This window comes from Alcanivorax limicola (assembly GCF_019931215.1).
GTDB lineage: Bacteria > Pseudomonadota > Gammaproteobacteria > Pseudomonadales > Alcanivoracaceae > Isoalcanivorax > Isoalcanivorax limicola.
The window spans coordinates 312,754-327,448 of sequence record NZ_JAIOUB010000004.1; the positions used below are offsets into that span (position 1 = coordinate 312,754).

The window sequence follows — 14,695 nt, forward strand, 5'->3', positions numbered from 1 at the left end:
ACGGCTGTTCGTGCTGATGCAGTACGTTTTGCCACAGCATTTTCTGTCCCGTTGTGTCGGCATGCTGGCGCGCAGTGAAGTGCCGTGGATCAAGACCGTCTTCATCAATCTGTTCCGCAAACGTTTCGGTATCACGCTGGACGAAGCGGAAATCGAAGACGCCGATCTGTTCCCGAGCTTCAATGCCTTCTTCACCCGCGCCCTGAAGCCGGACGCTCGCCCACTCTGTGAGGACGCAGACGCAATCCTCTGTCCGGCAGACGGCGGCATCAGCCACATTGGCCAACTGCGTGGCAGCGATGTGCTGCAAGCAAAAGGCCAGCATTACTCCGCCTTCGAGCTGCTGGGCGGTGATGCGGAGCTGGCCAGCCATTTCGTCAACGGGCATTTCGCCACGGTTTATCTGTCACCACGGGATTATCACCGGGTGCACATGCCGGTCACCGGCACGCTGCGCGAAATGATTTATGTGCCCGGCAAGCTGTTTTCCGTGAACCAGGCGACAACCCGTCAGGTTCCCGGGCTGTTTGCGCGGAACGAGCGGGCCGTGTGCATCTTCGACACGGCGCAAGGCCCGGTGGCGGTAGTGCTGGTGGGCGCCATGATCGTTGCCGGTATCGAGACGGTATTCGGCGGCCAGGTCACTCCGCAGCCGAAACAGATCACCCGTACCCGCTACGACCGCACCACGCCGATTACGCTGAACCGGGGCGATGAGCTGGGCCGGTTCCTGCTCGGTTCCACCGTCATCGTGTTGTTCCCGGAGGGCGCGTGCCAGTGGCAACCCGGGCTCGGTATCGACAGCCCGGTGCGCATGGGGGAGAAGCTCGGCAGCCTGCGCTGAAGCCACCGAAAAGCCTGGCGACTGTGTTACATCAGTCGCCAGAAACAGGCGCTGGTTCCGCAGGAAACGCAGCAAGAATACGGGCCGCCTGGTCATTGATCAGCTTCTGGTAACGTTGCGCCAGCTGTTCCAGAGGCTGTAAACGAATGCTGGCGTCGGCGCTGTTGATCACCAGGGCCTGCTCAGGCCGGTAGAGTGAGCGTGTATCCAGCTCCAGCGCCGTCAGATCAGACTCTCTCACATGCACCCGCCCCGGCAACCCCGCGTCGCAACAGGCCCGGTTGAGCGCCGGCTCCGGAGTGGTCGACACCAGCAACTTGAATTCCAGTGCCAGCTCCCCCGCCGCCTTGCGTTGTTCACTGCAGCGCCGCGCCGCGCGCAAGAACAGCATGCCCGCGCAGACGCTGTGGAAAGCAGTTTCCCCGCTCGACACCTTGCCTGCATGGCCCTCTTCTGACCGGGCACCGGGCCGGGCATCTGAGTCGACATCCGCATTGGCAAATGCAATCTCGCCGCCCTGAATGAGCGGCGAGACAAGGCGCGCGCCATACAGGTCGCTCACCGTCGCCAGCAACGTGTCGTAGGGCGCCAACATCGCGTCGAGGCGCTCGCGGGTATAGCGCGATGAAAGATGCGCCTGATTCACCAGCGACAGACACAGCACCGCAGCCGGGGGCGCGTTCGCGCTTTCGATGGCGTGCCCCATGGCATTTTGCGAGGCGGATTGCGGGACAGATTGCGAGACAGATTGTGAGAAAGACGCGTCTTGCCGGGCAGGCTGTTCCGGCAAGGATTGAATACCCTCTGCTTCAACATCCCCTGTCCGCAACAGGGGCTCTCCCCGCCAGCGCCGCATCAGCAGTTCGCCGATAATCCGCAGCGCCAGCAACACCAGCACCAACAGCACAAACCCGGCCTCCGCCTGCTGGCGCACCGTTGCGATCGGCGCCGCCCACAGCCGAACGGTGCCAACGACATCCTGCCCGCCCGCCATCACGTCACTCGTCACCGATGGACTGCTCATGCTCGGCCCGCTGCTGGCCAGCACCCGGCCGCCCGCATCTTCCAGTTGCACGCGCGCCACCGGCGCCAGTGCGCCTGTGTGCCGTGCAATCACGTTAAGGCTGACCAGATTCCCGGCGACGATATAATCCCCGGCGCTGTGCGCCACCTGATCCGCCAGCGCTGTCAGGTGCGTCTCGGTGTTGTGGACAAGCCGTGCCTCCAGCTGATGCAGGAAATAGATCCCCACCATCAGGCATACGACCAGCAACAGCGCCAGCTCCCGCAGCAAGGGCCTTTCGCCGTCCAGTCGCGCCCGCCAGCGTCGCCAGTCTGAAGTCATCGCACAATCCTGCTTGTATCCGGTGCGCGCAGTATAGCAGCATCCATCGGCTCGCCATCCCCGGACAAATCACTCACAATAGCCACGCTGACCCATCTCGAAGGAAAAGCCTTTTGCGCGATATTATTCTGATCCAGGTGTCCGGGGGCGACAGGCCAGGCTTGACGGCTGCCTTTACCCGCATCCTCGCCCAGTACAACCTGAATATTCTCGACATCGGCCAGGCGGTGATCCACGACACGCTGTCGCTGGGTCTTCTGGTGGAAGTGCCCCCAACGGCAGAGTCCTCACCGATGCTCAAGGATCTGCTGTTCGAGGCGCACAAACTGAAAGTGTCGGTGCGCTTCCTGCCCATCGACCATGATCGCTATGAAGACTGGGTCGCCGGGCAAGGCAAGGACCGTTACATCATCACCATGCTGGCGCGCAAGATTACCGCCGGCCAGTTGGGCGATGTCACGGCAGTGGTCGCAGAGAATGCGCTGAATATCGACAGCATCAACCGGCTCTCCGGACGCGTGCATCTGGAAGGCGAAGAGGCAAATGATGATGCCCGCGCCTGCATCGAGATCTCCGTGCGCGGCAAGCCGAATAATCCTGAAGCCATGCGGGCGGCATTTCTGGAGATTGCCAATCAGCGCAATATGGATATCGCCTTCCAGAAGGACAGCGCCTTCCGTCGCAATCGGCGGCTGGTGGTGTTCGATATGGATTCCACGCTGATCGAATCCGAGGTGATCGACGAGCTGGCTCAGGAAGCCGGTGTTGGCGAGCAGGTGGCCGCCATCACTGAACGTGCCATGCGGGGTGAGCTGGATTTTGATCAGAGCTTCCGCGAGCGTGTGGCGCTGCTGAAAGGCCTGGATGCCCGCGCATTGCAACAGGTGCAGCAACGCATTCGCCTCACAGAGGGCGCGGAGCGACTGATCGGGACACTCAAGGCACTGGGCTATCGCACCGCGATCCTCAGCGGCGGCTTTACCTGGTTCGGTGAATACCTGCAGCAGAAGCTGGGCATCGACCATGTGCATGCCAACCAGCTGGAAATCGAGAACGGCCATGTCACCGGGCGCGTTGTCGGCTCCATCGTCAACGGTCAACGCAAGGCCGAATTACTGCAGGATATCGCGCGCCGGGAAGGCATCAGCCTGGAACAGGTGATTGCCGTAGGCGACGGCGCCAACGATCTGCCCATGTTGGGGATTGCGGGGCTGGGGATTGCGTTCCGCGCCAAACCCATGGTGAAGGAAACCGCCGAACAGGCGATCTCCACGCTCGGGCTGGATGGCATTCTGTATCTGATTGGCGTGCGCGATCGGGATCAGGCGGAGTTGCTGGCGGCAGGCTACCGGGAGTAATCCGGCGCCATCAGCAGCAGCGCCTGACCAGTCTTTCTGACTACTCTTCCTGACTGATCTGCAGGCTCGGCCCTGGCGCCTGCAGATAGTATCCCTGCAGATAGTGGATGCCATTCATGGTCCACAGCACCTGCATCTGCTGGGCCGATTCCACAAACCCGACAATCACCAGTTTGCCCTGCCCCGCCGCCGTATTGATCAGGTCGGCAAACTTCTGTTTGCTCTCCGGCTTGCTCAGTTCCTGGGTAAAGCTGCCATCGAACTTCACCATTGCCGCCGGGATATGCTCAAACAGCTTGAACGGATTGATGCCCCCGGCGAAACGGCTGATGGACATCCGGCAACCCAGCACCGAAATCTGTTCCACGAACGTTTGCGCCTGTTTGAGAAAGCTGTTGGCGTCGGCCTCGGTGAGCTGGAAGAACAGCCGACTGCCGTCGAATTTCGCCGCCTTGATCGCTTTGCCGATCCAGGGCGCCAGATCCGCTTCCTGCAATGAGTGACCACTGAGATTGATCATCAGCTTCACCTGGGTGTTCAGCTCTGCCGCCGCACGCATCGCGTGCAACGTGACCCAGCGATCGATCTTGCCGGCCAGACCGTGCTCGGCCGCTACCGGCATGAAGGCATCCGGTGCCAGGTCGTCGCCATTCTTCTGAGGCAGGTGCACAAACACCTCGAACACGTGATCCCCTTCATCAGACATGTTCATCAATGGCTGATACAGCAACCGGAAGCTGCCCTGCTCCAGCGCCTGACGAATGGACAGTGCGATGGCTTCCGAGGACCCGGCGGCCACATCGTCCATCGGGTCATGCACATGCACGGTATTGCCTTTCTGGTCGTTCTTCTTCTGCGCCTTGTTACAACAGTCCAGCGCCTTGGTAATCACTGCCTGGCCGTTACGGCTGTCCTCCTGCACGAAGGCCACACCGACACTGGCGGTCATGTGCAGCGTACGGCCTTGTACCGGCGGCATCAGCGTCTCAATGGCCGCTCGCAGCTGCTCCGCGTTTCCTGCGGCATCATCGCGCTCGCCCACCGGCAGGAGCAACGCAAAATCCTCATCGCCGACCCGGGCCATGGGCACCGTTTCGCCCAGAGTCTCCCGGAGTGCATCCGCCACGTGTCGCAGCGCTTCATCAGCGCCCTCTATGCCCACCGCACTCTGGTGCTGCTCGAAATGATCCACGCGCAGGTACAACACGGCACTCATCTGGCCATTCTTGACCGCTGATCCGAGGGCCGCATCCAGTTGTTCCATGAACCAGCCACGATTATTCAGGCCGGTAACCTGATCCGTGCGGCTCATTTCATCCAGCTTTTCCTGCAGCACGGATTCATCCACCGCCGCACTGCGAATCACGATCTGGGTACAGGCTTCACCGTCGTAGGTCGAGGGAGAAAAGACAAAGGTGGCGTCGAACTCCTCTGCGCCGGTGGTCACACCGCGACATTCGAGCTGGTTGGTCTGGCTCTCGTCCTGGGCGCGGCTACGCAGCAGCTTCTTGAGCTTTTCGTGATCGGCGGCCGACACCATGTCCATGATCGGCACGCCGGCCAGGTCGTCAGAGCTGGCATAACCGAACATATCAAGGTAGGTATCATTGGCGTGAATGTGCATGCCATCCACGACGTAAGCGATGGCATCGCGGCTCTGATCCATCAACACGGCGAGACGTTTTTCGGCATCACGCAATGCGAGGTCAATCTGCTGGCGCTCCTTGCGCAGTTGCAGATGCTGCAGCTGCTGGTCCACCAGCAACATGATCAACTCGCGATTGCCCACCGGCGCAATGGCGCGAGCGCCCGCTTTCATGCCTTCCAGCAGGGTCTGCTCGTCAAAGACATCCACCAGGCCGATGGTCGGCACGGCCTTGCCCAGCCGTTGCATGTGCGCCATCGCCTGTTCCAGCGTGCAGCCGCCGAAACTGGGCCGACACAGCAGCAATTCCCAGCTGCCGGACTTGAGTGCCCGCAGCAGATCGTCTTCGCCCAGTACCAGCTCCGCCCGCGTCGCTCTGCCCGCGTTGCGCATGGCATTCATCAGCTGTTCGGCATCGTCCTGGGAGTCATGGGCTATCAACAGCCGGATAGTGTCCAGAGTGTATGTCATGCGGGATCTCAAAGCGGTTTGCCACACCGGGGGTGTCATCGGCAGCGGTCATTTTGCCCGCAACCGGAGTGGAATCAAGCCGGGCGCTTGTACTACTTTATACTCACACCGTAATTGTGACGCGCATCACACCGAGTTGCCAGTAAATGCTCATAGCGAGGACCAGATCGAGCGAAATTCATCATCACCATTGCCGGCCTTGCCCGCATCAGCTGGCTGCACGCTTTGCCCCCGGAATTCAAACTGGCCGAAGCTGGCGCTGCCACTGACGCGCCGTCCCAGCTGCACGCGCTCGGTCACCCCCTGACGCACCAGTTCGACACGGGCGCTGCTCTGAAAACCCACCGCCGGCACCAGCAACGTGGCCTCCTGGGCAATGGCATGCAGCTCCGGCAACAAGAGCACGCGCATGAACTCTGACGGATCACCGGTTTTCTTCAGCACCCGTGCCGCAGCAGGCAAAGCCCGTGGTGCCAGCAACTCGATACCGAATTCCGCGCCCTGGTGCGTCAACTGTTTGACCCAGCGCACCACGCCTACCGTCCACTCATGGTGATCCTGTTCTCGCACACCCACCAGTTCGCCGGTGCGCAACTGCGACGGCGTCTCGCCCTGCCAGGCAAGACAATAGCCGCCGGGGCTGACATTGACGGTTTCGCAGCGATAGCTGTCAAACTGCTGGGCCGGATTGGTGCTGGCCTGACGCGCCTGAACCGCAGCGGTAATGCCAGAAATATCGATACGCTCCACGCCTGCCGAGTCGTCCGCCATACGCCGCCCGCCGCCATCAATGGAGCGACTCCAGGCATCTTCTTCGCGCAGGGAAGGCTGCATGCCGGCGCCAGCCGAACGACGCACCTGTCCTGAAAACGGGTTATCGCCATCACCGTCCAGCACACGCAAGCGCGCTGCGCCGATCTGGCTGGCAAAATCCGCGCCGCCGGAAGAAAAATGATGCAGTGCACTCAGACCGAAACAGATATCCAGCGGCAATCGTTGACTGACACGTGAAAACGCGCGCTCGGTCAATGCGCCCCAGGCCAATTGCAGATGCATCAACAACGCTTCACTGGTACCGCGCGGCAACGCCAGCCCCTCACCATTATGGCCTGGCTGCCTGGCAGCCAGATTCTCCACCAACGGCCGGGCATCGATAAAACGACAGCTGCCGCGCGCCAGAGAAGCATGCGTGCGATAGGTCGGTGGCCGATCCACCTCCAGGTCGAAAACGAACAGATCATCTTCGCCCGCGGCGCTGCGGACCGTCACCAGAGAGGCGGCCTCTCGTGCCAACGCGGAGACGACCGCCAACTCCTGCTGCCGTAACTGATTCGGTTTGGCGGTCGCCAACAGCAAGGTGCGAATGTAAGCCTGCCCGACGGAGGTCTCTTCTTCGCCCTGCCCGGGCTGCTCACGCACGCGAATATCGACCAGGCCATGGGCCTCCGCAAGCAAATACAGCTGATGCAACTCCAGCCAGACATTGCGCGGCGTCGGAAAATACAACTGATAACACCGTAATAATGTATCGCCCAGCGCGCTGAACGCGCGATGCAATGCGGTGGCAATCGCCTGACGCACTTCTTTATCGTCTACCTTGCGAATGCCGCGTGCCGCCACCAGTTTGTAACCGCTGGCCAGATGCCCCTGCAACGCCTGCGCGAGACCGGCGACGCGCCGTGCCTTGTCAGGCAACACCAGTGACTGGCGCAGATAATGTTTGCCAAGGCTGTCGCTGACATGAAGGATGACCGGCCGCACGATTTCCAGCAATTGAAAGCGCGTGCGCGTATCAATCTGCAGTCGATTGAGTTCCTGAATGAACTGATAGAGCTGGCGGGAGGTCTCGCCCATATTCATCAAGGGCAAGTGCTCGACCCAGGCTTGCAATTTGCGCGGTTGGGCATGCCCGATGGACAGCGAACGAAGGTCCTGATCGGGCAGTTTCAGGCGGATCTGTTGTGCATCAGAAGCCATGACAAACCCCGGTTTTCAGATACTCGATCCCGAGCATATTCATGTTGTTATATTTTTGCGTTTTTGTGGACTACGTCTTTGACTGTACGGCAGTTGTACCTGTTGTGTAAACGAAATGATCATAATGTGACCGCCGTGCCAGATCATGCGCCGGGCGAAAAATGAATCAGCGGTTCATTCGCCGCAAGCGACAACAGCCCTTGTCACAGCGGCGTTTTCGACAAGTCACCCGCCACTTCACGCACCAGCCGCGGCACCAGGTATCCGGGCAAGCGGTGACGCAGCGCCCGATGCAGAGCCCGGGCCTGATCGTCGGAGACGGAAAAATGCGCCGCACCCGCGACGCGATCCAGTTGATGCAGGTAATAAGGCAGGATGCCGTGCTGGAACAGGGCCAGGCTCAGCGCCTCCTGCGCAGGCAGCGTATCGTTGACACCGCGCAGCAATACCGCCTGATTCAACACCGTGACGCCCAACTGCTGGAGCGCACGCACCTCGGCTGCCAGGCCGGGCGTCAGCTCATGCGCATGATTGGCGTGCAACACCAGTACACTCTGCCAGCGCGCATCGCCAAGCGCCGCCACCAGTGCCGGGGTAATCCGGCCGGGAATGACCACCGGCAAACGACTGTGGATGCGCAGTCGCCGCAAATGCGGAATCGTCGCCAGCCGGGCCAGGAGATCCAGCAAACGCCGGTCAGACAGACTGAATGGATCGCCGCCACTCAGAATCACTTCCTCTATCTCGGTGTGCTCGTTCAGCCAGGACAGCGCCTCATCCAGCCGGGCGGCCGTGGGCAGATGGGACTGATACGGGAAGTGACGCCGGAAACAGTAGCGGCAATGCACCGCGCAAGCGCCGGTGACCACCAGCAATACCCGACCATGGTATTTGTGCAGTATACCAGGCACCGGCGTATGCGCTGCCTCCGCCAGCGGGTCTGTGTCATAGCCCGGTGTCGGCGCCAGCTCCTCCGGGCTGGTCAGTACCTGTCGCAGCAGCGGGTCCTGTGCGTCGCCGGGCTGCATGCGCGCCGCGTAGGCGCGCGGGACGCGCAGCGGGAAATCCGCCGCGGCCCGCAGCGCCGCTGGCAAGTCCGCCGTATCCAGCCCCAGCAGCCCCAGCAACTCCCCCGGGTCGGTAATGACGTCTGCCTGCGCCTGCTGCCAGTCAGTGTCCGCCGCATCCTGCACCGGGATGCGCGCACTGCCTTGATGCTGCCCCGGCGGCGTCACAGGCACTCTCCCGACACCGGGCCGGCCCCGGATTCAGTGCCTGACTGCCTGAACGTCCCGCATGGCAGCGGGGTCTGCCAACTGTGAGCCTGCTGCGTTATCATTGCCGCCCTTAATCGCGTTTCAGTGTGGGTGTAACCATGGCGAGCTATTCTACCAACGAATTCAAGTCCGGCCTGAAAGTAATGCTGGACGGCGATCCCTGCGCCATCGTCGAGAACGAATTCGTCAAGCCCGGCAAAGGCCAGGCCTTCAACCGCGTGCGTCTGCGCAACCTGCGTTCCGGCAAGATCTGGGAGCGCACCTTCAAGTCCGGCGAAAGCCTGGAAGGCGCCGACGTCATGGATGTCGAGATGCAGTATCTCTACACCGACGGTGAATTCTGGCATTTCATGAACCCGGAGTCTTTCGAACAGCTGCCCGCCGATGAAGCCGCCGTGCGCGATGCCATTCAGTGGCTGAAAGAAGAAGACGTCTGCACTGTCACGCTCTACAACGGCGCCCCTCTGGCCGTCAGCCCGCCCAACTTCGTCGAGCTGGAAATCACCGAGACCGATCCGGGCCTCAAGGGTGACACCGCTGGCACCGGCGGCAAGCCGGCCAAGCTGAGCACCGGCGCCACCGTACGCGTGCCGCTGTTCGTGCAGACCGGTGAAATCATCAAGGTCGACACCCGCACCGGCGAGTACGTCAACCGCGTCAAGAGCTGATGCGGCACGACGACTGGCAGCCGACCTGCAGCGCCCGGGCTCTCAAGGCCCGGGCGCAGTTGTATGCGGCCACCCGCCAGTTCTTTGCCGAACGCCAGGTGATGGAGGTCAGCACGCCCGTGCTGGCCGCCCACGGCGTGACCGATCCCCATATCCCCAGCATCGCCGTACCGGCCCACGGCTATCTGCAATCCTCGCCTGAGTACCACATGAAGCGGCTGCTGGCCGCCGGCAGCGGGCCCATCTACCAGATCAGCCAGGTCTTTCGGGACGGGGAATCCGGGCAACGGCACAACCCGGAGTTCACCCTGCTGGAATGGTACCGCCCGGGTTTCGACCTGCAGGCACTGATCGACGAAACCGTCGCCCTGCTGTCGCAACAGCTCTCACAACAACTGGCGCAACAACTGGCACGTCCGCCGGTACAGCAACACCGTTTCCGCGACCTGTTCGCCACCGTCACCGGCCTTGACCCGCTGCGCGCGCCCCTTGCTGACCTGTATCAGGCCAGCCCGGATCAGTTGCCCGCCGATCTGGATCGGGCGGCGCTGGTGGACTATCTCATGGCGACACGCGTGGAAGCCGCCCTGCCCGCCAACACCCTGACCATCGTCAGCCACTATCCGGGCTGGGCCGCCGCGCTGTCACGCACTGCCCCGGACACCGATGGCGAAACGGTGGCAGAGCGCTTCGAAATCTATTTCGGTGCCATGGAGCTGGCCAACGGCTACCACGAACTGACCGATGCCAGCGAACAGGCGCAACGCTTCCAGAGTGATCAGCTACGGCGCCAGGATGCAGGTCTGCCGGCCATGGCCGCCGACCCCCGCTTGCTCGCCGCGCTGACCGCCGGCCTGCCGGATTGCGCCGGTGTGGCTGTGGGTCTGGACCGGCTGCTGATGTGCCAGCTGGGCGCCCCGCGCATCCGCGATGTGCTCGCGTTCCCTGGCGATATCGCCTGATCCTTCCGTTTGCTTTTCCTGCCCCCCCTACCAAAGCCTGATACTGACGCCACAAGCGGGCGTGGTACTTGTTGAACACGGACACAACAAGAACAGGGGGGAATCACCATGCGCCATGCCCGACCCATGCGCCACGCCCGACATTGTCTGACGGCACGACTGCTCGCCGGCATGACCTTGCTTGTCTCATTGACCGTCAGCGCCGCCCAGCCGGTGGCCATCGGTATCAATTACCCGCGTAGCGGCGAATACAGCCAGGAAGGCCTGATGCAGATGCGCGGCGCGCTGATGGCCATCGATGAAATCAATGCCGCAGGTGGCGTGCTGGGGCGACCCATCACCCTGCTGGAAGCCGACACCGCCTCACGCCCGGCCCAGGCCGCCGACAATGTGGACCAGTTAGCCGACCAGGGCGCACGCATGCTGTTCGGCGGCTCATCCAGCGCCGTCGCCGTGGCCGCCGGTCAGCGCGCGCGCCAGCGGGGCCTGCTCTATTTCGGCACCCTCACCTACTCCAATGACACCACCGGCAAGGACGGGCACCGCTACATGTTCCGCGAGTGCTACAACGCCTGGATGTCGTCGCGCGTACTGGGGCAGCATTTGCGCGAACACTTCGCCGACCAGCGCTATTTCTACATCACTGCCGACTACACCTGGGGCCACACCACCGAGGACTCGATGCGCCGCTTTACCGACACCGGCAACGAGGCCGACCACGGCCGCGTGATGGTGCCTTTCCCCGGCGGCCGCTACCGGCAGATACAGGCAGCACTCGCCGAGGCCGCCGAGAGTGAGGCAGACGTGTTGGTCATGGTGCTGTTCGGCAACCAGATGGTGACCGCCATGCGCCTGGCCTATGAGATGGGCCTGACCCGGCGCATGCAGATTGTGGTCCCGAACTTGACCCTGAGCATGGTGGAACAGGCCGGACCCGGCATCATGGAGGGCGTGCTGGGCGCCACGCCCTGGACCTGGAATGTGCCGTTCCATTACGACTACCCGCGCGGCCAGGCGTTTGTGAACACCTTCGCCGAACGTTACGAGACCTATCCGTCTACCTCGGCGGCGTCGGCCTACAGCATCGTCTATCAGTGGCGCGATGCCGTGACGCGGGCGCGCAGCTTCGACAGCGAACGCCTGATTGCCGCACTGGAAGGCCATCGCTACAGCCTGCTGAAAGACGAGCAGCAGTGGCGCGCCTTCGATCACCAGAATGTGCAAACGGTTTACGCGGTGCGCATCAACCCGCGCCGGACCGTCATGGCCGATCGCTTCCGCCAGGATTATTTCGAGATTCTGGACGCCATGGACGGCGAGCGCGCCACCCAGACACACGTGGAATGGATCGCAGAACGCGCCCGCTACGGGCAACCGCCCGGGCTTGAGTAATGCCCTGCTAACGGGGTCAGGCGCTCAGGGGCTCAGGGGCGACGACACCTCGTGATGAACAAAGGGGGCGTGCTGTTCTCGGGGACGCACCAGTGCCATCTTCAGGCCTCTGAACCCACAAACCCACATTTGCGATAAGCTACAAACTTCGTCAATCCCCGGAGCCCTGTCCATGAGCCGCCTGACCATCGATGTGACTGAGCAACAACACCAGACGCCCAAGGCCCTCGCCGCCCTTGAGGGCAAAGCTCTCAAGCAATACGCCATTGAACGGCTGTTTTCCGCAGATTCAACGGGCGACCAGGCGCTGAGTGAACTGAAAGCCCTCCTCTCCGAGCGCCTGTCCGAAGCCCGCCGCGGAGAACTGTCCCAAGGCAGCATCAGCGAACTTGCCGAGCAAACGCTTCAAGCTGAATCGAAGGAATGACAGCCCCTTACATCCTCACCCGCGGCGCGGCAGGGGATCTGCCCGATCTCGTCCGTTACACCTTCCAGACCTGGGGACCGGCACAATGCCGAGCCTATGTTGCACAGATCGAAGAAGCCGCCACGCAGCTTGCACTTGGGCAAGGCATATTCAAGAACCGGGACGACCTACTCCCCGGATTGCGAGTACGCAGGGCCGGACATCATTACATTTTTCTGTTTGCCCGGGGATAACCAACCCGCAGTGATTCTGGCCATGCAGCACTAACGCATGGACATAATCGCCCGTATGCAAGAGCGGCTTGATTAGCCAACCAGCAAACACTACCGCGACACGGCCGGCGGAAAATGTCAGGCGCGCCGGGATGTGCCTTTCAGGCGTCTGACGCCGAAATAGAGAACCCAAGCCTTGTGTCGGACTCTTTAAAGTGACACACAGATCCTCAATCTGAGGCTTGCTACCAATCTAACTTGGTCGGCCACAAAGTCAATCACAAGAACACACAGTAGGACCAAAAACACATAGAGGATAATAAATCCTCTAGTCAGTGTTACTCAGAGCATCAAACGCACTCATTATCTGCTCCTTCAAACTTTCCACGACGGAGAAATCCTCTGGGGAAAAGTTCGCGCTCAAGCACCTCATGACATCAATAGGCGATCTAAAGCCCGCCTTTTTTGCCAAGACACCAAGCAGTTGCTTACCTGGCACAAGCATCAGGGCTTGCAATGCATCTTTCTCTGAAATTACAGAATTTATCCGAGAGACCTCTGCCTCAAATTCCATTCTTAACGCGCCCTCGGAAGCCGCCTCCAACAATACATCAACCCTCTCTCTTCTAACTTCAGCCAAGTTACTCCATAACTCCTCGAAACTAGCACACTTCCTGACAATCTTATTCGGAACACTAATGCCATAAGAGAAAGCTCTGTCCGAACAAACCCTTCTAGCAGCAATTAAAATCTTATTCTGATCGAGATAGTCCACAATCCAACTGGATATAGACTCAGGAGTAGGAATTTCCTCCTGAGTTGCAATGTGCGCTGCAAGCCGACTCAAAATCTCTGGAACACATAAAAAAGACTCTGCCTCATGAAAAGGGATACTTAAAACCCCATTCTTCCGCAACAGCTCAAGCCTTGTCGACGATTTGTAGTCAGAATCAACAACACCCAAAAGAGTCAAAGAGGGGGAAACCCTTCCCCATATTCCCGATCGCGCAACCAACGCACACAAATCCTCACATCCCCCTCCCGGAACTATAGACACGCCGGGACCACCTAGAACCCATGGGTAAAAAATGGCATCAAACGACTTATCGTTACCCTCTGTGATCAAAACCCTCCCTGGAGACAAAAGATTCGGAACACTGCCAAAGAAACCATACAATTCAGCACGAGAAAAGCAGTCCATTCCCTCGAATTCGCTAAGACTCTTACCATCTATAGATATGACGTACACCTTATCGACAGTATCCCTAATCGCAAAACCAACACTATGCGTTGCATAAATGAATATTTTTTCTGGGTAAGATTCCTCTACTAATGTCCAGAGCTGCTCCGCCAAACCAGGATTCAAGTTCAGCTCTGGTTCATCAACAATTACGACGTTATACTCATCTGGCATTTCAATAAATTCAGCCAAGATCGAGAAAACCTGCTTCTCGCCATCTGAAAGCCTAGAGGGCCCATACAGCGCACCATTTTTCTCGGCCCTTAGCACCCGTTTAGCATTATCATAAGAAAGGCCAATATCGGGGAATATCTCCTGGAACATCTCGAACAACCGAGTCAAAGGCGGCTTTGGCCTCGCCGGGAAGCTCCCAATCTGAGCAGGGTTTGATTCAAACCACTTTAGAGTTCTGTCAGAATGTTCGTATCTTATCTCATTATCGAGCTTATCAAGAACAATAAGTGCATCACGCAGGCGCAATGAGAGCTTCCCGCCCCTCTTATTCTGGTAGGTTTTATTAGCGCTATCGAACTTATGGTACTTTTGATACTCCTTGGGATCGACATCAAGATTATCTTTAATTTCTATTGCCCTGCCACCCTCAATATACACAGGCTTTCCCATAATGCCAGACAGCCTTATATTGTCTCTAATCTCAGTAAGGAGAGAGCTTTTTCCGGCGCCATTTGAACCCAGAACTACATTAATACGCCCAAAATTAATTTCCACCTCAGGAAAACGTTTAGACTGATATAGCGCCGGTAAATCAGATACCAAGAAGCCGCTTTTCGGCATTGATCTAATAGCTTCTCTCTTTACCTTTTCCATCCTTTCTTTCAAAGAACCAAACCCCGCATCTTTTTCACGATGCATACCA

General features: G+C 59.7%; 12 protein-coding genes. 7 read left to right on the forward strand and 5 right to left on the reverse strand.

Features of this window, described 5'->3' with window-relative positions:
- Positions 1-16 precede the first annotated feature (16 nt).
- Positions 17-844 (forward strand): archaetidylserine decarboxylase, encoded by an 828-nt coding sequence (gene asd, locus K8B33_RS14255; RefSeq protein WP_223428021.1) that lies wholly within the window; start codon positions 17-19, stop codon positions 842-844.
- Between the two features lie 31 nt (positions 845-875).
- On the opposite strand, the gene K8B33_RS14260 is transcribed toward asd, so the two are convergent.
- Complete coding sequence (locus tag K8B33_RS14260) at positions 876-2,189, reverse strand: hypothetical protein (RefSeq protein WP_223427688.1); 1,314 nt, start codon at positions 2,187-2,189, stop codon at positions 876-878.
- Positions 2,190-2,302: 113 nt separating this feature from the next.
- Between K8B33_RS14260 and serB the strand changes: the two genes are divergently transcribed.
- Positions 2,303-3,547: a phosphoserine phosphatase SerB gene (gene serB / locus K8B33_RS14265; protein WP_223427690.1), complete on the forward strand. Its 1,245-nt coding sequence runs from the start codon at positions 2,303-2,305 to the stop codon at positions 3,545-3,547.
- A gap of 40 nt (positions 3,548-3,587) precedes the next feature.
- Here the strand turns inward: serB and K8B33_RS14270 are convergent, their stop codons facing one another.
- The 3 genes from K8B33_RS14270 to epmB form a co-directional block, all read right to left on the reverse strand.
- Positions 3,588-5,663 (reverse strand): EAL domain-containing protein, encoded by a 2,076-nt coding sequence (locus K8B33_RS14270; RefSeq protein ID WP_223427692.1) that lies wholly within the window; start codon positions 5,661-5,663, stop codon positions 3,588-3,590.
- Between the two features lie 150 nt (positions 5,664-5,813).
- Positions 5,814-7,640 carry a DUF2800 domain-containing protein gene (locus K8B33_RS14275; protein WP_223427694.1) on the reverse strand — a complete coding sequence of 609 codons (1,827 nt, stop codon included), beginning with the start codon at positions 7,638-7,640 and terminating at the stop codon, positions 5,814-5,816.
- Positions 7,641-7,843: 203 nt separating this feature from the next.
- Positions 7,844-8,839, reverse strand: a complete 996-nt coding sequence (gene epmB, locus K8B33_RS14280; protein ID WP_396020991.1) for an EF-P beta-lysylation protein EpmB — start codon at positions 8,837-8,839, stop codon at positions 7,844-7,846.
- Between the two features lie 176 nt (positions 8,840-9,015).
- Between epmB and efp the strand changes: the two genes are divergently transcribed.
- From efp to K8B33_RS16270, 5 genes are all read left to right on the forward strand, one after another.
- Positions 9,016-9,585, forward strand: a complete 570-nt coding sequence (efp, locus tag K8B33_RS14285) for an elongation factor P (RefSeq protein WP_223427699.1) — start codon at positions 9,016-9,018, stop codon at positions 9,583-9,585.
- On the forward strand, positions 9,585-10,547 hold the full coding sequence (gene epmA / locus K8B33_RS14290; RefSeq protein ID WP_223427700.1) for an EF-P lysine aminoacylase EpmA: 963 nt from the start codon (positions 9,585-9,587) through the stop codon (positions 10,545-10,547). The genes efp and epmA overlap by 1 nt, the downstream gene beginning before the upstream one ends.
- 108 nt (positions 10,548-10,655) lie before the next feature.
- Entirely contained in the window at positions 10,656-11,939 is a 1,284-nt protein-coding gene (locus tag K8B33_RS14295) for a substrate-binding protein (RefSeq protein WP_223427701.1), read from the forward strand.
- A gap of 172 nt (positions 11,940-12,111) precedes the next feature.
- Positions 12,112-12,366 carry an antitoxin gene (locus K8B33_RS14300; protein ID WP_223427704.1) on the forward strand — a complete coding sequence of 85 codons (255 nt, stop codon included), beginning with the start codon at positions 12,112-12,114 and terminating at the stop codon, positions 12,364-12,366.
- The gene (locus tag K8B33_RS16270; RefSeq protein WP_223427707.1) at positions 12,363-12,599 is read left to right on the forward strand and encodes a type II toxin-antitoxin system RelE/ParE family toxin; all 237 of its coding nucleotides are present in this window, start codon (positions 12,363-12,365) and stop codon (positions 12,597-12,599) included. Before K8B33_RS14300 ends, K8B33_RS16270 begins: the two co-directional genes overlap by 4 nt.
- Before the next feature lie 307 nt (positions 12,600-12,906).
- Here K8B33_RS16270 and K8B33_RS14310 read toward each other — a convergent pair whose 3' ends face one another.
- Positions 12,907-14,691 (reverse strand): AAA family ATPase, encoded by a 1,785-nt coding sequence (locus K8B33_RS14310; RefSeq protein WP_223427708.1) that lies wholly within the window; start codon positions 14,689-14,691, stop codon positions 12,907-12,909.
- Positions 14,692-14,695 lie beyond the last annotated feature (4 nt).